Source organism: Gottfriedia luciferensis (assembly GCF_001712755.1).
GTDB classification, from domain to species: domain Bacteria; phylum Bacillota; class Bacilli; order Bacillales; family Bacillaceae_G; genus Gottfriedia; species Gottfriedia luciferensis_B.
Genome location: NZ_MDKC01000032.1, coordinates 246,034 through 268,115, shown reverse-complemented (window position 1 = coordinate 268,115; position 22,082 = coordinate 246,034). Strand labels below are relative to the sequence as shown.

Below are 22,082 nucleotides of genomic sequence, written 5' to 3'. Positions count from 1 at the left end.
ATGAATACAGTTATAGCGTTTGTTGTAATTTTTGGCGCACTTGTATTTTTTCATGAACTAGGACATCTATATTTTGCAAAACGTGCTGGTATATTATGTAGAGAATTTGCAATTGGGTTTGGTCCAAAGGTTTTCTCATTTTATCGAAATGAAACTACATACACAATAAGATTATTGCCGCTTGGTGGTTATGTTCGTTACGCTGGAGAAGATCCAGAAATGGTACAAGTAAAGCCTGGATCACATATCGGTTTACAATTTAACTCAATCGGGGAAGTTACTAAAATTGTAGTTGATCAGTTTGATCGTTTCCAAGATCTTCGTTTTGTTGAAGTTGATTCAATAGATTTAGAACATAAGTTAGAAATCATTGGTACTGAAGAAGGAACAGAAGGCGTTTCAAAATTCAATGTAAATGAAAAAGCGTTCATTTATAGTGAAGGACAAGGTCATCAAATTGCTCCGTATAACCGACAATTTAATAGTAAATCAGTTGGAAAAAGAGCGATTGCTATTTTTGCAGGACCAATGATGAATTTTGTTTTAGCTTTAGTGATTTTTATCTTATTGGGATTACTTCAAGGAACTCCAGTAAATGATGCTAAAATTGGTGAATTACTTCCAAAAGGTCCAGCACAAACTGCTGGTCTAAAAGAAGGCGACATTGTTTTATCAATTGATAATAAAGATGTTTCAAAGTGGGCAGAAGTCGTTAAAATTGTAAGAGAAAGCCCAAGTAAAGAATTATTATTTAAAGTAAAAAGAGATAACAAAGTTATTTCGATTCCAATTACTCCAAAATCAGAAACAATCGACCATAAAGTAAATGGCTTAATCGGTGTATATGCACCTGTTGAAAAAAATGTTTTTTCTTCGGTTAAATATGGTATAACTGAAACAATTGGATGGACAAAAGAAATTGTATTAGCAGTTGGGCATTTAGTATCTGGTCAATTCTCAATCAATAATCTTTCAGGTCCAGTTGGTATTTATCAGGTAACAGATCAAGCTGCACAATCAGGTATTTTCTACTTAATGAAATGGGCAGCGTTTTTAAGTATCAACCTTGGTATTATGAATTTATTACCATTACCGGCTCTTGATGGAGGAAGACTAACATTTTTTGCAATAGAAGCATTAAGAGGTCGACCAATAGATCGCCAAAAAGAAGGTGTCGTTCACTTTATTGGTTTTGCGCTTTTAATGTTATTAATGATCATCGTAACTTGGAACGATATTAAAAGATTTTTCTTATAAGAAGCTCTGTTTAATTTAATCGTGTAATTTCATGAATTTTGTTTAAAGAATCCGCGACTTACTTGTTTATAAAACGGGCTTAATGACATATTGTTTGTCAATTAGCCCGTTTTAAGTGGGAGCGGATTCTTAACTTACAAAGGCCTTTTATAGAAATAGCTTTTAAAACAATTATTTTTAAAATAATTTATAAAAAAAGAATATAAGAATAAAAGAAAAATATGAGGTGAATCCTTTTGAAACAAAGTATCGTATATAGTCCAACTCTTCGTGAAGTACCATCAGATGCAGATATAAAAAGCCATCAATTATTATTAAGAGCAGGATTTATTAGACAAAATGCATCTGGTATATATAGTTTCTTACCTTTAGGCAATAAAGTTCTTCAAAAAGTAGCAAATATTGTTCGAGAAGAAATGAATAATGCTGGTGCGATGGAAATGTTAATGCCATCAATGCAAGCGCAAGAATTATGGGAAGAATCAGGTCGTTGGGATAATTTTGGTCCAGAACTAATGCGTTTAAGAGATCGTCACGGTAGAGGATTTGCATTAGGAGCAACTCATGAAGAAGTTGTTACTTCCATTATTCGTGATGAATTAAAATCATATAAAAAATTACCGATTACACTTTATCAAGTACAATCAAAATTCCGTGATGAAAAACGCCCTCGTTTTGGACTACTTCGCGGTCGTGAATTTTTAATGAAGGATGCTTATTCTTTCCATGCATCACAAGAAAGCTTGGATGAAGTATATGATCGTTTATTTACGGCTTATAGTAACGTATTTACTCGTTGTGGTTTAAATTTCAGAGCGGTTGTTGCTGATTCAGGAGCAATGGGTGGAAAAGATACGCATGAATTCATGGTGTTATCTGACATTGGTGAAGATACAATCGCATTTTCAAATGAATCTAGCTATGCAGCAAATATTGAAATGGCACCAGTTGTTGCGAATTACGAACCATCTGATGAGAAATTAGAAGAAGTTCAAAAAGTAGAAACGCCAAATCAAAAAACAATCGATGAAGTAATTGAATTCTTAAACTTACCGATTGAAAAAAGCATTAAATCAATTATTTTCAAGGCAGATGAAAGTTTTGTATTAGTGCTTGCTCGTGGTGACCATGAAATCAACGATATTAAATTAAAGAATTATTTAGGTGCACATTCAGTTGAGCTTGCTTCTAAAGAAGAAGTAAAAGAACTAATGAACTGTGAAATAGGATCACTAGGTCCAATTGGAGTAAAATCAGATTTATTAGTATTAGCAGATAATGCAATTAAAGGTATTGTAAATGGTTGCTGTGGGGCAAATGAAGAAGGTTATCATTACATTAACGTAACTGTAAATAGAGACTATGATGTTAAAGATTTCGTAGACTTAAGATTTATTCAAGAAGGTGACTTATCACCAGATGGTAAAGGAACTATTTCATTCGCAAAAGGTATTGAAGTAGGTCATGTATTTAAATTAGGTACAAAATATTCTGAGTCTATGAATGCAACATTCCTTGATGAAAATGGAAAATCGAATCCAATCATTATGGGATGCTATGGTATTGGTGTATCTCGTACATTAGCTGCAATTGTAGAGCAATATAATGACGAGAAAGGGATTGTCTGGCCTAAAAACCTAGCTCCTTTTGATGTACATGTTATTACTGTAAATACAAAGAATGAAGAGCAAGTAAATTTAGCTGACGATATTTATAAAACGTTAAAAGAGATTGGACAAGATGTATTATTAGATGACCGAAATGAACGTGTAGGTGTAAAATTTGCAGACGCAGATCTTTTCGGAATTCCTGTACGTGTAGTTGTTGGTAAAAAAGCTGCAGAAGGAATTGTAGAACTTAAAACTAGAGATGGACAAGTTAGTAAAGAAGTAGAAATTTCTAACCTTGTGAATGAAATAAATATGTTAAAATAAAATAAAAGTGGAAGCGACACCTTACGGTAATCGCACACAAATAAAAAGTACCTCTTATTTATGTGGAGGTACTTTCGATTTTTTTACACATATACTGCAATTTATATAATAAGGTTGGTGAAAAAATGGGACAAACACGTCAGGAGCGGTTTCAGCTATTATTAGATCAGCTCCAATTTCCTGAAGATATGCGAGATTTGTATTTTAAAAATGGGGAAATCGTAAATCTTGAAGTAAATAAAAGCGAAAAAAAATGGCAGTTTACTTTTAAAATAGATAATGTTTTACCTTTTGCAACGTTTCAAGTTTTTGTAACAAGTTTATTAAGGACTTTTAAACATATAGCAGATGTTTCAGTCGTTATTAATACGGAAAATCCAAAAATAGAAGAACAAAAAGTAATTGATTATTGGTCATTTATGATTCAATCTGTTGAATCGAAATCACCTATATTACAACATATTGAATCTGCTCTACCTTCAGTTGAAAATAATAAAGTAATGATCCATTTAAATAGTCTAATTGAAGAAAATGCTTTTACAAATCGATACGTTCCTCAGCTGCAAGATTTATATCAAAAAGTAGGTTTTCCTAAGCTGTTTTTTGAGAATACGATTAAAGACAATGTTGAAGAAAAAACTGAGTTTCTTGAGAAAAAAGCTGAAGAAGATCGCAAGCGAGCGATGGAAGTACTTGTTGAATTAGAAAAGAAAGAGGCTGCTGAAGAAGCTGAAGGAGATGAGCCCTCAGGTCCTCTTGTCGTTGGATATTATATTAAGGAAACTGAAATTAATACAATCTCGTCAATCATTGAAGAAGAAAAACGAGTTGTTCTGCAAGGATATGTATTCGATTCTGAAATTCGTGAACTTAAGAGCGGCCGTGTCTTAATTACCTTTAAAATTACCGATTACACGAGCTCAATACTAGTTAAAATGTTCTCTAGAGATAAAGAAGATATCCCGATGTTAAATAAAATTAAAAAGGGTATGTGGGTAAAAGTTAGAGGATCCGTACAAAACGATACATTTGTACGTGATTTAGTCATGATTGCAAATGATATAAATGAAATTACCCCAGATGAACGCAAGGACGAAGCTCCAGAAGGAGAGCGTAGAATTGAGTTACATGCCCATACACATATGAGCCAAATGGATTCAGTTGTTTCAGCAGGTGATTTAGTCAAACAAGCAGGTAAGTTTGGACATGAAGCAATTGCAATAACGGATCATGCGGTTGTTCAATCCTTCCCTGAAGCATTTGGAGCTGGGAAAAAACACGGTGTGAAAATACTATATGGCGTTGAAATAAATCTAGTAAATGATGGTGTACCAACAGCATATAATCCATCTCATATTTCATTAGAGGAAGCAACCTATGTTGTATTTGACGTAGAGACAACAGGTCTTTCTGCGGTTTATGATACGATCATCGAGTTAGCTGCTGTAAAGATTCATAAAGGTGAAATCATTGACCGATTTGAACGATTTGCAAATCCACATCATCCACTATCTGCAACTACGATTGAATTGACGGGAATTACTGATGAAATGGTAAGAGATGCCCCAAATGTTGATGTGGTACTTCGTGAGTTTAAAGAGTGGATGGGTGACGATATACTAGTAGCTCATAATGCTTCATTTGATATGGGCTTTATTCAAATGGGCTTTAAAAAATATGAAATTGGTATTACAAATAATGGTGTAATTGATACGCTTGAGTTAGCTAGAACTTTGTATCCGGATTTTAAAAACTTTCGATTAAATACACTGTGTAAAAAATTCGATATTAACTTAACACAACATCATAGAGCGATTTACGATGCTGAGGCCACTGGCTTCTTACTTCTAAAAATGCTGAAAGATGCAGCAGAGCAGGATATGTATTATCATGACGAGCTAAATAATAACATGGGGAAAGGCGATGCTTATAAACGAGCAAGACCATCACATGCAACTCTTTTAGCTACGAATGAAACTGGACTAAAAAACTTGTTTAAAATTGTTTCATATTCTCATATCCATTATCATCATCGAGTTGCAAGGGTTCCTAGATCATTATTAGTGAAACATCGCGAAGGTATATTAGTTGGATCTGCATGTGATAAAGGTGAAGTTTTTGAGGCAAGTGTTCAAAAATCTCCTGAAGAAGCAGAAAAGCTAATGGAGTTTTATGATTATATCGAAGTAATGCCGCCAGAGACACTTTTACATTTAGTAGAATTAGAAATTGTTCGAAATGAACAACATTTAAGAGAAGTTATTTCAAAGCTTGTTAAAATGGCTGAAAAGGTAGAAAAAATTGTAGTTGGTACTGGTAACGTTCACCACTTACAAAAAGAAGATCAAATTTATCGCAAAATATTAGTTGGGTCTCAAGGTGGAGCAAATCCATTAAATCGACATCGATTACCAGATGTTCATTTTAGAACAACTAATGAGATGCTATCTGCCTTCGCCTTTTTAGGAGAAGAAAAAGCAAAAGAAATAGTCGTTACAAATACGCAAAAAATTGCTAGTTTAATTGAAGATATTAAGCCAATTAAGGATGACTTATATACTCCAAAAATTGAAGGTGCTGAAGATGAAGTTCGCGATATGAGCTATCAAATGGCAAGATCTATTTACGGAGAGCAATTACCAGAAATTGTAGAAGCCCGTCTTGAAAAAGAGTTAAAGAGTATTATTGGACATGGTTTTGCCGTAATTTACTTGATTTCGCATAAACTTGTAAAAAAATCATTAGATGATGGGTATCTAGTAGGTTCAAGGGGATCTGTAGGATCATCATTAGTAGCGACCATGACAGAAATTACAGAAGTAAATCCTTTACCACCACATTACGTCTGTCCAAATTGTAAGCATTCTGAGTTTTTCAATGATGGATCAGTAGGTTCTGGATTCGATTTACCGAACAAAGATTGTCCGGAATGTGGTACTGCATATAAAAAAGATGGTCATGATATTCCTTTCGAAACCTTCCTTGGATTTAAAGGAGATAAGGTTCCTGATATCGATTTGAATTTCAGCGGTGAATATCAACCAACTGCTCATAATTATACAAAGGTACTTTTTGGTGAGGACTATGTCTATCGTGCAGGTACAATTGGTACTGTAGCTGATAAAACAGCATACGGTTATGTAAGAGGTTATGCAAATGATCATAATTTAAATTTACGTGGTGCTGAATATGATCGATTAGCTATGGGATGTACAGGTGTAAAAAGAACAACTGGACAACATCCAGGTGGAATTATAGTAGTTCCAGATTATATGGACATTTATGATTTTTCACCGATTCAGTTCCCAGCTGATGATGTAAAGTCTGAATGGAAAACGACACATTTTGATTTCCATTCAATTCATGATAATTTATTAAAACTTGATATATTAGGACACGATGATCCAACGGTTATCCGTATGCTTCAAGACTTAAGTGGAATCGATCCAAAAACGATTCCAACTGATGACCCTGAAGTAATGAAGATATTTGCAGGACCTGAGTCGTTAGGGGTAACTGAACAGCAGATACTCTGTAAAACAGGTACTTATGGAATTCCAGAGTTTGGTACTAAGTTTGTACGTCAAATGTTAGAAGATACAAAGCCATCTACATTTTCTGAACTTGTTCAAATATCTGGTTTGTCACATGGTACAGATGTATGGTTAGGAAATGCATCTGAATTAATAAACAGCGGGACTTGTACACTTTCTGAAGTAATTGGTTGTCGTGACGACATCATGGTTTATTTAATCTATCAAGGATTAGAGCCTTCATTAGCATTTAAAATAATGGAATCTGTTCGTAAAGGTAAAGGTGTACCAGCAGAGTGGGAAGAAGAAATGAGAAATAATAAAGTACCTGCTTGGTATATTGATTCTTGTAAAAAAATTAAGTACATGTTCCCTAAAGCGCATGCCGCTGCTTACGTATTAATGGCAGTACGAATTGCATATTTCAAAGTACACCATCCAATCCTTTATTATGCTGCATACTTCACAGTTCGTGCTGAAGATTTCGATATTGAAGCAATGATAGCCGGTCCAAGTGCGATTAAAGCTAAAATAGAAGAAATCGCAATAAAAGGATTAGATGCTTCAGTAAAAGAAAGAAGTTTAATGACTGTATTGGAAATTGCTTTGGAAATGTGTGAAAGAGGCTTTTCGTTTGAAAAAATGGATTTATATCGTTCAAGTGCAGATGAATTTTTAGTAAATGGGAATAAGCTAATCCCACCGTTTAATTCGATTCCAGGATTAGGAACGAATGCGGCTAAAAATATTGTTTCGTCTAGAGAAGATGGAGAATTCCTTTCGAAAGAAGACTTACAACAAAGAAGTAAAATTTCAAAAACAGTTTTAGAGTATTTAGATAAACAAGGCTGTTTACAAAACTTACCTGATCAAAACCAATTATCACTTTTCGATGGCTTTTAACAGTTTGCAAAACTTGGGAATTATGGTATAGTAGATACAGATGTAATTTAGCACGGGATTTTTCTTGAAGAGCAGGGGCAACCTGCTCTTTCTTATTACCCTTATGACCCAATTCATCTCTTGCGTAGTATGTAACTTGAATTTTAAGTTACAATAATTGCGTAAATTGGAAATACTAAAGATAATTTCCCTGCTAAATAGCAGGGAATTTTCATCTTGTAATGTTTGGAAGGAGGATACTTCTTGAGTAAGAAGGTCACAGAGGTTGTATCAGAATTAGCACAACCAATAATTGAACAACTAGGATTAGAGTTAGTTGATGTAGAATACGTAAAAGAAGGAAAAGACTGGTTCCTTCGAGTATTTATAGATAGTGAGTCTGGAATTGATTTGGAGCAATGTGCTGCAGTAAGTGAAAAACTAAGTGAAGTCTTAGATGAAAAAGATCCAATTGAAAACCTTTATTTCTTAGATGTTTCATCACCAGGTGCTGAACGTCCTTTAAAGAAAGAACAAGATTTTATAAAAGCAATTGGAAAACAAGTTTTCATTAAAACTTATGAACCAATCCTTGACGAAAAGAAATTCGAAGGGAAATTAATTTCCTATACGTCAGAGGAAGTTCAGTTAGAGTTAACAATTAAAACAAGAAAAAAAATGATGACTATTCCAACACCAAAGATCGCAAGTGCAAGACTTGCTGTTACGTTTTTCTAAGTAGGGGGTACTTTTAATGAGTTCGGAGTTATTAACAGCATTAGAAATAATTGAAAGAGAAAAAGGAATTAGTAAAGATGTAGTAATTGAAGCAATTGAAGCAGCTTTAATTTCAGCATATAAACGTAATTTTAATCAAGCACAAAATGTTCGAGTTGATTTTAACCTACATAACGGTTCAATTCGTGTTTTTGCAAGAAAAGAAGTAGTAAGCAATGTGTTTGATACACGTTTAGAAATTACAGTTGAAGAAGCACAACAACATAATCCAAACTTTATGGTGGGAGATATCATTGAATTAGAAGTAACTCCTAAAGACTTTGGACGAGTTGCTGCAACTACTGCTAAACAAGTAGTAACACAAAGAGTTCGTGAAGCAGAACGCGGTGTAATTTATTCAGAATATATTGACCGCCAAGAAGATATGATGACAGGTACAGTTCAACGTATCGATTCACGCGCAATTTATGTTAACTTAGGTAAAATTGAAGCAGTACTTCCTGTAACTGAACAAATTCCAACTGAGAAATATAGAATCCATGATCGCATTAAAGTATTTGTTACAAAAGTTGAAAAAACATCAAAAGGTCCACAAATTTTTGTATCACGTACTCACCCTGGATTATTAAAGCGTTTATTTGAAACAGAAGTACCTGAAATTTATGATGGTGTTGTAGAAATTCGTTCAGTAGCCCGTGAAGCAGGTGACCGTTCTAAGATTTCAGTATATACAAGCAATCCTGATTTAGATCCAGTAGGTGCTTGTGTAGGTCAAAAAGGTCAACGTGTACAATCAATCGTTAATGAATTAAAAGGTGAAAAAATTGATATTGTTCGTTGGTCTTCAGATCCAGTTGAATTTGTTGCAAATGCATTAAGTCCATCTCAAGTTATTAGAGTTTTAGTAAATGAAGAAGAAAAAGCAACTACAGTAGTAGTACCAGATCACCAATTATCTCTTGCAATTGGAAAAAGAGGTCAAAATGCTAGATTAGCTGCCCGTTTAACTGGTTGGAAAATTGATATTAAATCACAGTCTGACGCAGATAAAATTGGTATTGACTATACATCACCAGCGCAAGAATTAACTGTATCTAATGATGATTTCGATGCTTACGCTGACGACTTTAATGAGGAGTGAGTAAACTCATGAATCGAAAAATTCCTTTACGTAAGTGTGTTGTAACACAAGAAATGAAACCAAAAAAAGAATTAATCAGAATTGTACGTTCTAAAGAAGGAGAAGTATCCATTGATCCAAGTGGAAAAAAATCTGGTCGTGGAGCTTACTTAACAAAATCTGTTGAAGTAGTAAAACAAGCGCAGCAAAAAAATACTTTAGAACAGCAATTAAACGCTAAAATTGATGCTAGTCTATATGAAGAACTTTTAGCGTTTATTGAAAAGGAAAAAGCATGACAAATAAAGGATTGTCTTTATTAGGACTTGCAGCTAGAGCTCGTAAAGTGGTTTCAGGCGAAGAGTTAGTTGTAAAAGAAGTCCAGCAAAAAAGAGCAAAACTAGTTATTTTGTCAAAGGATGCTTCCGATTTAACCGCGAAGAAAATAAAAGACAAGACAACTTATTACAATACTCCACTTTGTTATGTTGAAAATCGCTTTGAATTAGGGCACGCTATTGGGAAAGACGCTCGAGTGGTCGTTGCAATTACTGATCAAGGATTTGCAACAAAACTTCAGACATTATTAAATTAATGGACTAATCTGGGGGTGAACGTATGACGAAAATTAGAATTTATGAGTATGCTAAAAAGCAAAATGTTTCAAGTAAGGAAATTATTGAAAGACTCAAGGATTTAAAAATCGAAGTAAAGAATCATATGGCCACAATTGCAGAGGATATTGTTGAAAAGTTAAATAAGAGTTTTCAACCAAAGTCTGTAGAGATCAAACAACCCCAAAAAGCTATGTCTAAATCTTCTTTTAAGGTAATTTCTGCATTTAATGTAGAAGCTAGTGAAGAGCTTGATTATGAAGCAGACTATCAATTAGAAGATACGAAAGAAAAATCAAAAAAGAACAGTAATAAAAAGAAAAAGACTGATAGCCAAAAGCAAAGCAGTCAAATTGAAGATCGACAAACGACAGGGATAAAGAAAGGCAACCAAAATATGAATCATAAAAATAACTCAACCGAGAACACCTCAAATAAAATAATCTTCTCAGGATCATTAAAAGTTTCTGAGCTTGCAAAAAAATTAGGTAAAGAACCATCAGAATTAATTAAAAAATTATTTATGTTAGGCATTATGGCGACAATCAACCAAGACCTTGATAAAGACACAATCGAATTATTAGCAAGTGACTACGGAGTTGAAGTTGAAGAGGAAGTTATTGTCGATGAAAATGATTTCGAAAGCTTTATTGATGAAGCTGACGATGAGGCTAATCTACAAGAACGTCCACCAGTTGTAACGATTATGGGTCACGTTGACCACGGTAAAACTACTTTACTTGACTATATTCGTAAATCAAAGGTAACTGCTGGAGAAGCAGGTGGAATTACACAACATATCGGTGCTTACCAAGTAGAAATCGAAGGAAAGAAAATTACGTTCTTAGATACGCCTGGTCACGCAGCATTTACTACAATGCGTGCACGTGGAGCACAAGTTACTGATATTACAATTATCGTTGTAGCAGCTGATGACGGTGTTATGCCTCAAACAGTTGAAGCAATCAATCACGCAAAAGCAGCAGAAGTACCTATTATTATAGCTGTGAATAAAATGGATAAAGAATCTGCAAACCCAGATCGTGTAATGCAGGAATTAACTGAACACGGTATTGTTTCTGAAGCATGGGGTGGAGACACAATCTTTGTTCCAATTTCAGCACTAAACGGTAATGGTGTTGATCAGTTACTTGAAATGATTCTTTTAGTTAGTGAAGTAGAAGAATATAAAGCTAACCCATCACGTAAAGCACTTGGTACTGTAATCGAAGCTGAATTAGATAAAGGTAAAGGTGCAGTTGCAACTTTATTAGTTCAAAATGGTACATTAAAAGTTGGAGATCCAATTGTAGTTGGTACTTCATTTGGTCGTGTACGTGCAATGGTAAATGACTTAGGTCGTCGAATTAAAGAGGCTGGTCCATCAATGCCAGTTGAAATTACTGGTTTAAATGAAGTTCCTCAAGCAGGAGACCGTTTTATGGTATTTGCTGACGAGAAACGTGCGCGTCAAGTTGGTGAAGCACGTGCTTCACAAGCAGTTATGCAACAACGTAGTGAAAGCTCAAAATTATCTCTTGAAGATTTATTTGCTCAAATTCAAGAAGGTAACGTAAAAGAAATCAATCTAATTGTTAAAGCTGACGTTCAAGGTTCTGTTGAGGCGATGGCTGCTTCATTACAAAAAATTGAAGTAGAAGGCGTAAAAGTTAAAATCATCCACACAGGCGCTGGTGCAATTACTGAGTCTGATGTAATTTTAGCTTCTGCATCTAATGCGATTATTATTGGTTTCAACGTACGTCCTGATGTAAATGCAAAACGTACTGCAGACTTAGAAAATGTAGATATTCGATTACACCGCATTATTTACAAAGCAATTGAGGAAATTGAATCTGCGATGAAAGGTATGTTAGACCCAGAGTTTGAAGAAAAAGTAATCGGTCAAGCAGAAGTTCGTCAAGTATTCAAAGTATCAAAAGTTGGTACAATTGCTGGATGTTATGTAACTGATGGAAAAATCACTCGTGACAGCGGTGTACGTTTAATTCGTGATGGTATCGTTGTATTCGAAGGTCAATTAGACACGCTAAAACGTTTCAAAGATGACGTTAAAGAAGTAGCGACAAACTACGAATGTGGTATCACAATCGAGAAATACAATGATATTAAAGAAGGCGACGTAATCGAAGCTTACGTAATGGAAGAAATTAAACGTAAGTAACGAAAAGTGGAGAAAGCTTGCCCAGCTCTGAAGGGAATATCTCCGGCAACTTGAAGAAGTGGTGGTTTGTCCACTTCGAAAGTAGTTGGAATATTACCGAAGAGCTAGCTTTCGGAACTAGACATAACGAAAAGTGGAAGCGACTCGCTCTGCCCCGACAAGCATAAGACAAGGACCAGATAAGGTTGGTCTTTAACCTTAACTGGTCATTGGCTTATGACCTCGAGGGGCAAGTCGCTGGAACTAGACATCATATTATTTTCTTCTAGATGATCATTTAAAACTGGAAAAAAATAATGGACTTATCACAAATGAATAAGTTCAGCATAATAAATAATTATTTATACATTTAGTTAAACTAATTGTATGAAGCACGTAATGTTTTGCTTTGTAAGATTGAGGTGAAAGTATGAAAGTTAGAGCACATCGTGTTGGGGAACAAATGAAGAAAGAACTTGGTGAGATTATTGGTAGAAAAATTAAAGATCCAAGAATCGGCTTCGTAACTGTTACTGATGTTCAAGTAACTGGTGACCTTCAACAAGCTAAAGTCTATATTTCAGTATTAGGTGACGATGAACAACGTCAAAATACATTAATTGGATTAGCGAAAGCAAAAGGATTTATTCGTTCTGAAATTGGTCAACGTATTCGTTTACGTAAGACACCAGAATTAATTTTTGAATTTGATGAATCAGTCGATTATGGTAATCGAATTGAGACATTGCTAACTCAAATTAATAAAGAGAATAACTGATAATGAATGGATAGGCGAGAGATTCGTCTATCCATTTTTCATCATGCTAAAAAATAAACGATAGGTGATAAGATGAATGGTGTAATTGCACTAAATAAACCAGCGGGTCTTACCTCTCATGATTGCGTCTTTAAAATAAGAAAGATTTTAAAGACAAAAAAAGTCGGTCATACAGGAACCCTTGATCCAGAAGTAACGGGCGTCTTGCCAATATGTGTAGGTGAAGCTACAAAGCTAATACCATATTTAACCGATGATCGGAAAAAATATATTGGTGAAATTACTTTAGGGTTTTCTACAACAACCGAGGATGCTCATGGTGAAATTATTGATCAAAAGAAGGTTGATCGAGTTATTACTCGTGAAGAAATTTTAAATGTATTAAATCAATTAACTGGAGATATCAGTCAAACTCCTCCAATGTACTCTGCTGTAAAAGTAAATGGTAAAAAGCTATATGAGTACGCTAGAGCTGGAATTGAAGTTGAACGTCCAACTAGAACGGTTACAATATTTGAAATTATTTTACTTGATGATCGAGAAGTATTCGAAGGAGAAACAATTTCTTTTAAATTTGAAGTTTTTTGTAGTAAAGGTACATATATTAGAACTTTAGCTGTTCAAATTGGTGAGCTTTTAGGATTCCCTGCTCACATGTCTTATTTAACTAGAACAAAAGCAGGCGCATTTACGATTGATGATTGTGTTACATTTGCTGAATTAGAAGAAAATGCTAATGATTTTACTTTAGATCGTGTCATGTTATCGATGGAGCAAGCTCTTAATGAGTATCCACGTCTAACTGTGACAGCTGAAGAAGAAGTAAGAGTTTTTAATGGTGGATTTTTTCCGAATACGATGAACTGTAAAGAAGGGGAATATATTGCAGTCTACAACGAAAATAATAGAATTATTGCAATGTACACTCCAAACCCTAAAAATAATAATGTAATTAAACCGACAAGAGTATTTCATAACCAATAGAAAAAACTATATAAATTTTATTCATTGTTCTATAATGGGAAAAGAGACTTGATTATAGAAAAGGTGATATATATGACAAAAATAATAAAAATCACCCATCCTCATTCAATAAAAAAAGAAGATTGTAAAGAAACGGTCTTAGCACTTGGCTTTTTTGATGGAGTACATAAAGGTCATCAACAAGTCATAAAAACTGCCAAAGAAATTGCGGATGAAAAAGGATTATTATTATCAGTTATGACATTCAATCCACATCCATCTGCAATTCTCGGAAATCGTGATGATGCGATTTCTTATTTGACACCTTTGGAGCTAAAAGTGAAGTGGATGGAGAAACTTTGTGTAGACCAATTATTTGTTGTTGAATTTTCAGAGGAATTTGCGACATTACTACCACAAGAATTTGTCGATCAATACATTATTTCTTTAAATGCAAAACATGTTGTTGCTGGATTTGATTTTTCATTTGGAAAATATGGTAAAGGGAATATGGAATCATTACCATTTCATTCTAGAGGTGAATTTACTCAATCAACAGTTTCAAAATTCGTTTTAGACGAGGAGAAAGTAAGTTCAACACGAATTAGAGAAGCGATAAAAGCTGGTGAAATGGAAGAAGCTACCCACTTACTTGGCAGGCAGTATCAAATTAAAGGGATCGTTGTAGATGGTGACAAACGTGGCCGAACAATTGGATTTCCAACAGCTAATATTTCTGTTTCCATTCCATATGCATTACCATCAGTAGGTGTTTATGCTGTAAAATGTATTGTTAATGGTGAAATATATGAAGGTATGTGTAATATTGGATACAAACCAACTTTCTATCATGAGTTCCAAAAACAAACAATTGAAGTTAATATTTTTGAATTTAATGAAGATATATACGGAAAAGAAGTTGAAATTTTTTGGTATGCTAGAATACGTGATGAAAAGAAGTTTAATGGTATAAATGAGTTAATCGATCAATTACAGAAAGATCGTGAAACAGTAAAAAGTTATTTTAGACAATAACTAATTTAGAATACTTGCTTTTATAATTAAAACAATGTAATATTATTAAAGTACTTGAAAAACCGTTGCTTGGCAAATCGATTCACCGACGACTGCTAGGTGATAGGTGTTCAACAATATTATTATGAGGTGAAAAAACATGGCATTAACTCAAGAACGTAAAAACGAAATCATCAGCACTTACAAAACTCATGCGAACGATACTGGTTCTCCAGAAGTTCAAATTGCAGTTTTAACTGAAAACATTAACTCTTTAAATGGGCACTTACGTACTCACAAAAAAGATCACCACTCTCGTCGTGGTTTATTAAAAATGGTTGGTAAGCGTCGTAACTTACTTAACTACTTACGTAACAAAGACATTACTCGTTACCGTGAATTAATTAACAAATTAGGTTTACGTCGTTAATTCGAGTATTAATTTGATACTTTAAGAAAAAGCGGGATTCTTCCCGCTTTTTCTTATACATATCGATTTAAAATTACTGAACAATTGAATTTTAAATTTATAAATATTTATTCTCTTTTTCTCGTTAGTTGATTTCTTTACTAAACATAGGAGATAATAGAGAATATACGATTTTTTTACATAATTAATTTAGACTTTGAATTGTAAATTAGAGAGGGGTATTTATACCATATGGAACAACAAAAGCACGTTTTTTCCACAGAGCTTGCTGGTAAAACTCTTACTGTTGAAGTAGGACAATTAGCAAAGCAAGCAAATGGAGCAGTTTTAGTAAGATACGAAGATACTGTCGTATTAGCAACAGCAACTGCATCAAAGGAACCTAAAAAAGTTAGCTTTTTCCCATTAACAGTAAACTACGAAGAGCGTTTATATGCAGTAGGTAAAATTCCTGGTGGATTTATTAAACGTGAAGGTAGACCAAGTGAAAAAGCAATATTAGCGAGTCGACTAATTGACCGCCCAATTCGACCATTATTTGCGGATGGATTCCGTAATGAAGTACAAGTAATCAGCATGGTAATGAGTGTTGATCAAGATTGTTCATCAGAAATGGCTGCTATGTTTGGTAGTTCTCTAGCTCTATGTGTATCTGACATTCCTTTTAACGGCCCAATTGCTGGAGTTGTAGTCGGTCGCATTAATGGCGAATTTATTATTAATCCAACTGTAGAGCAAGCTGAAAACAGTGACATTCATTTAACAGTTGCTGGAACGAAAGATGCAATTAACATGGTTGAAGCTGGAGCTAATGAAGTGCCAGAAGAAGTAATGCTTGAAGCAATTATGTTTGGTCATGAAGAAATTAAAAAATTAATTGCATTCCAAGAAGAAATAGTAGCTCAAATTGGAAAAGAAAAAATGGAAATTCAGCTTCATGAACTTGACGCTGAATTAGAAAAACAAATTCGTGAAATTTGTGAAACAGAATTAAACGCAGCAATTCAAGTTCATGAAAAACATGCTCGTGAAGCTGCAATCAATGAAGTAAAAGAACGTGTTGTTCTTCATTTTGAAGAAAATGAAGCAGAAGAAGAGATTATTGGACAAGTTAAAGAAATCCTTTCAATGCTAGTAAAAGAAGAAGTGCGTCGTTTAATTACGGTTGAAAAAGTACGTCCTGATGGAAGAAAATTAGATGAAATCCGTCCATTATCATCACAAGTTGGTTTACTACCTCGTACACATGGTTCTGGCTTATTCACTCGTGGACAAACTCAAGCGTTAAGCATTTGTACACTAGGGGCTCTAGGTGATGTGCAAATTCTTGATGGATTAGGCATAGAAGAATCAAAACGTTTTATGCATCATTACAATTTCCCACAATTTAGTGTTGGTGAAACAGGCCCAATTCGTGGACCAGGTCGCCGTGAAATTGGACATGGAGCATTAGGTGAAAGAGCACTTGAGCCAAGTATTCCAGATCAAAAGGATTTCCCATATACAATTCGACTTGTATCAGAAGTACTTGAATCAAATGGTTCAACTTCACAAGCAAGTATTTGCGCAAGTACTCTTGCAATGATGGATGCTGGTGTACCAATTAAAGCACCAGTTGCTGGTATCGCAATGGGATTAATTAAATCTGGTGAACATTATTCAGTTCTTACAGATATTCAAGGTATGGAAGATCATTTAGGAGATATGGACTTTAAAGTAGCAGGAACAGCTAAAGGTGTAACTGCACTTCAAATGGACATTAAAATTGAAGGTTTATCAGAACAAATTTTAAAAGAAGCATTAGAACAAGCAAAAATTGGTCGTATGCAAATTCTTGATTCGATGCTTGCTACAATCAGTGAACCAAGAACAGCATTATCTGAGTTTGCTCCAAAAATCTTAATGATGACAATTAACCCAGATAAAATTAAAGATGTTATTGGACCTGGTGGAAAACAAATCAATAAAATTATTGAAGAAACTGGCGTGAAAATTGACATCGAACAAGATGGAACAGTATTTATTTCATCTGTAGACCAACCTATGAATGAACGTGCAAAACAAATTATTGAAGACCTTGTTCGTGAAGTAGAAGTAGGTCAATTATACATGGGTAAAGTAAAACGAATTGAAAAATTCGGCGCATTCGTTGAAATCTTTGCAGGTAAAGATGGATTAGTCCATATTTCTGAACTAGCAGAAGAACGCATTGCAAAAGTTGAAGACGTAGTTTCACTTGGAGACGAAATCCTAGTAAAAGTAACTGAAATCGACAAACAAGGACGAGTAAACCTTTCTCGTAAAGCTGTATTAAAAGAACAAAAAGAAAAAGCTGAGCAAAACTAGAAAAGCGGAAGGCGTTCGCTCTGCCCCGACAAGCATAAGACAAGGACCAGTGAAGGTTGTTTTTTAACCTTTGCTGGTCCTTGGCTTATGACCTCGAGGGGCAAACGCCTGGAGCTAGACATCTCGCAAAGCTTAAAAGCTTTTGCTCTTCCATGACCCAAAATAGAAACAACAGGCACATAGAAATGAGCCTGTTGTTTTTTTATTTTTACTTCCACATTTCCATTCTAATTCTCTCTTTTAATTTTGCAGAATTTTATGTGTGCCTAAAAATTTTTTGGTTACAATAAGAAAAGTAGAACTAGAAATTACCAGGTAAATTAGTGATTGCTAATTTAGTCGTACATAAGTCATAGAAAGCTTGTTCTATTATATTAAAAAATATCATATTCCTTCTAGTAGGAGGGCGTTTAGGAAATGGGAAGAAGTCGGTTAAAAGTCTTAGCATTCGTTATGGCATTATTTCTAGCAATTTTAGTCGTTAGAAATCAATATACTAATCAATACGTGAGGAACTTAACTTCAAAAACGTCATTTGTAACAGCAAAAACAAATGGGTTATTTGATGAAATCAAAACAAAGGCGCCAACTTTCGAGATACCTCCAAAAGATGCCTATGTGGACTCGGTTTGGAAAGCAATACCTGGGTATAATGGTTTAACAGTCGATGTTAATGCGTCATATAAGAAAATGAAAGCAAAAGGCAAGTTTGATGAGAATAAGCTAGTATTTAAAGAAGTTTCTCCAAAAGTTCATTTAAAGGATTTACCACCATCACCAGTGTATAAAGGGAATCCTGAAAAACCAATGGTAGCATTTACAATCAATGTTGCATGGGGAAATGAATATATTCCGAAAATGTTAGAAGTATTAAAGAAGCACAATGCAAACGCAACTTTCTTTCTTGAGGGTAGATGGGTAAAAAATAATCCAACTGTCGCTCAACTAATCACTGCTGCAGATCAAGAAGTTGGGAACCATTCTTATACACATCCCGATATGGCAAGATTAGGTAGTCAGCAAATAAGAAATGAAATAACCCAAACAAATTCAGTCATACTAGCCACAACTGATCAAAAAGTTGTATGGTTTGCCCCTCCAAGCGGTAGTTATCGTGATGAGGTAGTTAAAATTGCTTCAAGTTTAGGCTTAAAAACAATTATGTGGACAGCAGATACGATTGATTGGCAGAAACCGCCAAGAGAAGTCATTATTAATCGTGTTATGAAAAAAGTAGAAAATGGTACAATCGTTCTTATGCATCCAACGAAACCGACAGCTGAGGCACTTGATGAACTAATTACAAAAATAGAAGCATCAGGTCGAAAAGTTGTAAATATTTCAACTTTATTAGATGAAAAACGGTACGATACAATTAAAAAAGTTGAAAACAAATGACAATTACTTTCAGCTTTGTTAAGATGATTGTAAAATATAGTTAAATTTTTCAATCTTATTACAAAAGTGAAAATAGATGGTGTATACATAGGAGGCATTACATGATTGTACGACATACTTGCAAAAATGGAGTTAGAGTAGTAATTGAAAATATTTCAACTGTTCGTTCAGTTGCACTTGGAGTCTGGATTAAAACAGGTTCAAATAATGAAACGTCAGAACTAAATGGTGTATCACATTTTCTTGAGCATATGTTCTTTAAAGGTACTAAAACACGAAATGCGAAAGAAATCGCTGAAAGTTTCGATTCAATTGGTGGACAAGTAAATGCATTTACTTCAAAAGAATATACTTGTTATTACGCTAAAGTGTTAGATACTCATGCGGATTACGCGTTAGAAGTGTTAGGTGATATGTTTTTTAATTCAACTTTTGATGAAGGTGAATTAGAAAAAGAAAAAAATGTAGTACTTGAAGAAATTAAAATGTATGATGATACACCAGACGATTTAGTACATGATTTATTAAGTAAAGTTATGTATGAAACTCATCCATTAGGTTATCCAATTCTAGGAACAGAAGAAACTTTAAAATCTTTTAACGGCGATACTTTACGTCAGTATATGAAGGATTTTTACACGCCAGATCAAGTAGTTATTTCAATTGCGGGTAATATTGATGAATCCTTTATTAAACGTGTTGAAGATTTATTTGGAAATTATGAGGGGAAAAAGAAAGAGATAAACTTTGGGATCCCTACAATACATTATGGACAAATTGCTCGAAAAAAAGAAACAGAGCAAGCACATCTTTGTGTTGGCTATAGAGGTCTTGAACTTGGACATAGCGACTTATATCCATTAATTGCCTTAAATAATATACTTGGTGGTAGTATGAGTAGTCGTTTATTCCAAGATGTTCGTGAGCAAAAAGGACTTGCATATTCTGTTTTCTCATATCACTCTGCATACCAAGATAGCGGTACAGTTGCAATTTATGCAGGTACTGGAAAAAGCCAATTAAATCAATTATTTGAAACAATCCAAGAAACTTTAAAAGTATTAAATGCAGATGGAATAACAGAAAAAGAATTAAATAATTGTAAAGAGCAATTAAAAGGTAATTTAATGTTAGGATTAGAAAGTACAAATAGCAGAATGAGCCGAAATGGTAAAAATGAATTGATGCTAGGTAATCACCGTACTTTAGATGAAGTAATTCAACTAATAGATAACGTAACAATTGATAAAGTAAATGATATTGCGAAGTTTGTTTTTACTGATGACTATGCAGTTTCATTAGTAAGTCCCGATGGAGTAATTCCAACAAATATTAAACAATAAGTTAATCAATTAGGGGAGCCCTTAAAGGGTCCTCTTTTTTATTTTTCAAATGACTGAGAATAGAAATGTTCAGATTTAAACAGTTTTTCATTACTGCTCCTTAATTTTAGAAAGAATCTTCACCAATGCAATGGAAGATTCATAAGATATTTAGGAGAAAGATGTTAGGCGGTAGTCCTGCTTACAGAGATTAATTTCCATTTACCATAGTGAAGTAAAGAAGGTGAATGCTGCATGTTAACTGGCTTGCATATTGCTGTTATTGGTGGGGACGCCAGACAGCTGGAAGTTATTCGGAAGTTAACAGAGTTAGACGCAAAGGTAACATTAATAGGCTTTGAACAATTAGATAGTGGCTTTACAAGTGCTTCAAAAGAATTAATGGCAGATGCAAATTTTGAAGATCTTGATGCAATCCTTCTACCTGTACCAGGTACAAATATTGAAGGAGTAGTCGATACAATTTTTTCAAATGAGAAAGTCGTGCTGACAAAAGAAATTTTAGACAGTACTCCTTCACATTGTACGATTTACTCTGGAATAAGTAACTCTTACTTAGATAGTATAGTTACAGCTTCAAACCGAAAGTTAGTAAAATTATTTGAACGAGACGATGTAGCTATTTATAATAGTATTCCAACCGTTGAAGGTACGATTATGATGGTTATTCAACATACGGAATATACAATTCATAATTCGAAAGTAGCGGTATTAGGTTTAGGTCGTACAGGAATGAGTGTCGCTAGGACTTTTCATAATTTGGGTGCAAAAGTAAAAGTAGGGGCTCGTAAATCAGAACATATTGCTAGAATTATTGAAATGGGCTTAGAAGCTTTTGAATTTAAGAATATTGAAGAGGCCTTAAAGGATGTAGATGTTGTAATTAATACTGTTCCAGTTCAAATCGTGACAGCAAGTGTTATTTCAAAATTACAACCACATTCATTAATCATTGATTTAGCTTCTAAACCTGGAGGAACAGATTTTCGTTATGCTGAAAAAAGAGGCATTAAGGCCTTATTAGCACCAGGTTTACCAGGAATCGTTGCTCCTAAAACAGCAGGTCAAATAATTGGAAACGTACTAACACAGCTATTAAAGGTAGATTTAGATAAAAGGAAGGAGCAACAAAAATGACGTTGAAAGGTAAGAAAATTGGATTTGGTATTACAGGATCACATTGTACTTATGAAGAGGTAGTACCACAAATTCAAAAATTAGTGGATGATGGAGCTGACGTATACCCTGTCGTTACATTTACTGTAAAAAGCACAACAACCAGGTTTGGAGTAGGAGAAGACTGGATCGAAAAAATTGAAGAAATTACAGGGCGTAAAACAGTTGATTCAATTGTAGGAGCAGAACCATTTGGTCCAAAAGTACAATTAGATTGTATGGTAATTGCACCGTTAACAGGAAATTCAATGAGTAAGTTTGCTAATGCTCAAACTGACAGCCCTGTATTAATGGCAGCTAAGGCTACATTAAGAAATGGAAAACCTGTTGTTTTAGGTATTTCTACAAACGATGCTTTAGGTTTAAATGGAACTAATTTAATGTGACTTAGA

16 protein-coding genes and 1 pseudogene are annotated in these 22,082 nt (G+C 34.2%); all 17 read left to right on the top strand.

Annotated features, from left to right (window positions below; all coding sequences use genetic code 11):
• Entirely contained in the window at positions 1 to 1,257 is a 1,257-nt protein-coding gene (rseP, locus tag BED47_RS16215; RefSeq protein WP_069034506.1) for an RIP metalloprotease RseP, read from the top strand.
• 236 nt (positions 1,258 to 1,493) lie between these two features.
• Positions 1,494 to 3,191, top strand: a complete 1,698-nt coding sequence (locus BED47_RS16210; RefSeq protein ID WP_069034505.1) for a proline--tRNA ligase — start codon at positions 1,494 to 1,496, stop codon at positions 3,189 to 3,191.
• 125 nt (positions 3,192 to 3,316) lie between these two features.
• The gene (locus tag BED47_RS16205; RefSeq protein ID WP_069034504.1) at positions 3,317 to 7,627 is read left to right on the top strand and encodes a PolC-type DNA polymerase III; all 4,311 of its coding nucleotides are present in this window, start codon (positions 3,317 to 3,319) and stop codon (positions 7,625 to 7,627) included.
• 243 nt (positions 7,628 to 7,870) lie between these two features.
• Positions 7,871 to 8,344, top strand: coding sequence for a ribosome maturation factor RimP (gene rimP, locus BED47_RS16200; RefSeq protein WP_025568538.1), 474 nt, complete (start codon positions 7,871 to 7,873; stop codon positions 8,342 to 8,344).
• A 16-nt stretch (positions 8,345 to 8,360) separates the two neighbouring features.
• Complete coding sequence (gene nusA, locus BED47_RS16195) at positions 8,361 to 9,485, top strand: transcription termination factor NusA (RefSeq protein WP_069034503.1); 1,125 nt, start codon at positions 8,361 to 8,363, stop codon at positions 9,483 to 9,485.
• 8 nt (positions 9,486 to 9,493) lie between these two features.
• Positions 9,494 to 9,763 (top strand): RNase P modulator RnpM, encoded by a 270-nt coding sequence (rnpM, locus tag BED47_RS16190; RefSeq protein ID WP_025568540.1) that lies wholly within the window; start codon positions 9,494 to 9,496, stop codon positions 9,761 to 9,763.
• On the top strand, positions 9,760 to 10,059 hold the full coding sequence (locus tag BED47_RS16185) for a YlxQ family RNA-binding protein (protein ID WP_025568541.1): 300 nt from the start codon (positions 9,760 to 9,762) through the stop codon (positions 10,057 to 10,059). The genes rnpM and BED47_RS16185 overlap by 4 nt, the downstream gene beginning before the upstream one ends.
• Positions 10,060 to 10,082: 23 nt before the next feature.
• Positions 10,083 to 12,263 carry a translation initiation factor IF-2 gene (infB, locus tag BED47_RS16180; RefSeq protein WP_069034502.1) on the top strand — a complete coding sequence of 727 codons (2,181 nt, stop codon included), beginning with the start codon at positions 10,083 to 10,085 and terminating at the stop codon, positions 12,261 to 12,263.
• A gap of 409 nt (positions 12,264 to 12,672) precedes the next feature.
• Positions 12,673 to 13,020, top strand: coding sequence for a 30S ribosome-binding factor RbfA (rbfA, locus tag BED47_RS16175; protein ID WP_025568543.1), 348 nt, complete (start codon positions 12,673 to 12,675; stop codon positions 13,018 to 13,020).
• Between the two features lie 72 nt (positions 13,021 to 13,092).
• Complete coding sequence (gene truB, locus BED47_RS16170) at positions 13,093 to 14,004, top strand: tRNA pseudouridine(55) synthase TruB (RefSeq protein ID WP_025568544.1); 912 nt, start codon at positions 13,093 to 13,095, stop codon at positions 14,002 to 14,004.
• A 72-nt stretch (positions 14,005 to 14,076) separates the two neighbouring features.
• Positions 14,077 to 15,018 (top strand): bifunctional riboflavin kinase/FAD synthetase, encoded by a 942-nt coding sequence (ribF, locus tag BED47_RS16165; RefSeq protein ID WP_029715282.1) that lies wholly within the window; start codon positions 14,077 to 14,079, stop codon positions 15,016 to 15,018.
• A gap of 139 nt (positions 15,019 to 15,157) precedes the next feature.
• The gene (gene rpsO, locus BED47_RS16160; RefSeq protein ID WP_025568545.1) at positions 15,158 to 15,427 is read left to right on the top strand and encodes a 30S ribosomal protein S15; all 270 of its coding nucleotides are present in this window, start codon (positions 15,158 to 15,160) and stop codon (positions 15,425 to 15,427) included.
• A 231-nt stretch (positions 15,428 to 15,658) separates the two neighbouring features.
• Positions 15,659 to 17,773 (top strand): polyribonucleotide nucleotidyltransferase, encoded by a 2,115-nt coding sequence (gene pnp / locus BED47_RS16155; protein ID WP_025568546.1) that lies wholly within the window; start codon positions 15,659 to 15,661, stop codon positions 17,771 to 17,773.
• Positions 17,774 to 18,190: 417 nt separating this feature from the next.
• The gene (locus tag BED47_RS16150; RefSeq protein WP_069034501.1) at positions 18,191 to 19,171 is read left to right on the top strand and encodes a polysaccharide deacetylase family protein; all 981 of its coding nucleotides are present in this window, start codon (positions 18,191 to 18,193) and stop codon (positions 19,169 to 19,171) included.
• A 101-nt stretch (positions 19,172 to 19,272) separates the two neighbouring features.
• Positions 19,273 to 20,514, top strand: a complete 1,242-nt coding sequence (locus BED47_RS16145) for a M16 family metallopeptidase (RefSeq protein ID WP_025568548.1) — start codon at positions 19,273 to 19,275, stop codon at positions 20,512 to 20,514.
• Positions 20,515 to 20,748: 234 nt separating this feature from the next.
• Complete coding sequence (dpaA, locus tag BED47_RS16140; protein ID WP_025568549.1) at positions 20,749 to 21,651, top strand: dipicolinic acid synthetase subunit A; 903 nt, start codon at positions 20,749 to 20,751, stop codon at positions 21,649 to 21,651.
• Positions 21,648 to 22,073 (top strand): annotated as a pseudogene (gene dpaB / locus BED47_RS16135) (dipicolinate synthase subunit B); the annotation flags it as partial. The gene dpaA and the pseudogene dpaB, both read left to right, overlap by 4 nt.
• Positions 22,074 to 22,082 lie beyond the last annotated feature (9 nt).

Bases quoted from the DNA above. Each gene is read 5' to 3' on its own strand.
- rseP (WP_069034506.1), top strand. From the start codon at position 1: ATGAATACAGTTATAGCGTTTGTTGTAATTTTTGGCGCACTTGTATTT.
- BED47_RS16205 (WP_069034504.1), top strand. From the start codon at position 3,317: ATGGGACAAACACGTCAGGAGCGGTTTCAGCTATTATTAGATCAGCTC.
- nusA (WP_069034503.1), top strand. From the start codon at position 8,361: ATGAGTTCGGAGTTATTAACAGCATTAGAAATAATTGAAAGAGAAAAA.
- rnpM (WP_025568540.1), top strand. From the start codon at position 9,494: ATGAATCGAAAAATTCCTTTACGTAAGTGTGTTGTAACACAAGAAATG.
- BED47_RS16185 (WP_025568541.1), top strand. From the start codon at position 9,760: ATGACAAATAAAGGATTGTCTTTATTAGGACTTGCAGCTAGAGCTCGT.
- infB (WP_069034502.1), top strand. From the start codon at position 10,083: ATGACGAAAATTAGAATTTATGAGTATGCTAAAAAGCAAAATGTTTCA.
- rbfA (WP_025568543.1), top strand. From the start codon at position 12,673: ATGAAAGTTAGAGCACATCGTGTTGGGGAACAAATGAAGAAAGAACTT.
- truB (WP_025568544.1), top strand. From the start codon at position 13,093: ATGAATGGTGTAATTGCACTAAATAAACCAGCGGGTCTTACCTCTCAT.
- ribF (WP_029715282.1), top strand. From the start codon at position 14,077: ATGACAAAAATAATAAAAATCACCCATCCTCATTCAATAAAAAAAGAA.
- rpsO (WP_025568545.1), top strand. From the start codon at position 15,158: ATGGCATTAACTCAAGAACGTAAAAACGAAATCATCAGCACTTACAAA.
- pnp (WP_025568546.1), top strand. From the start codon at position 15,659: ATGGAACAACAAAAGCACGTTTTTTCCACAGAGCTTGCTGGTAAAACT.
- BED47_RS16150 (WP_069034501.1), top strand. From the start codon at position 18,191: ATGGGAAGAAGTCGGTTAAAAGTCTTAGCATTCGTTATGGCATTATTT.
- BED47_RS16145 (WP_025568548.1), top strand. From the start codon at position 19,273: ATGATTGTACGACATACTTGCAAAAATGGAGTTAGAGTAGTAATTGAA.
- dpaA (WP_025568549.1), top strand. From the start codon at position 20,749: ATGTTAACTGGCTTGCATATTGCTGTTATTGGTGGGGACGCCAGACAG.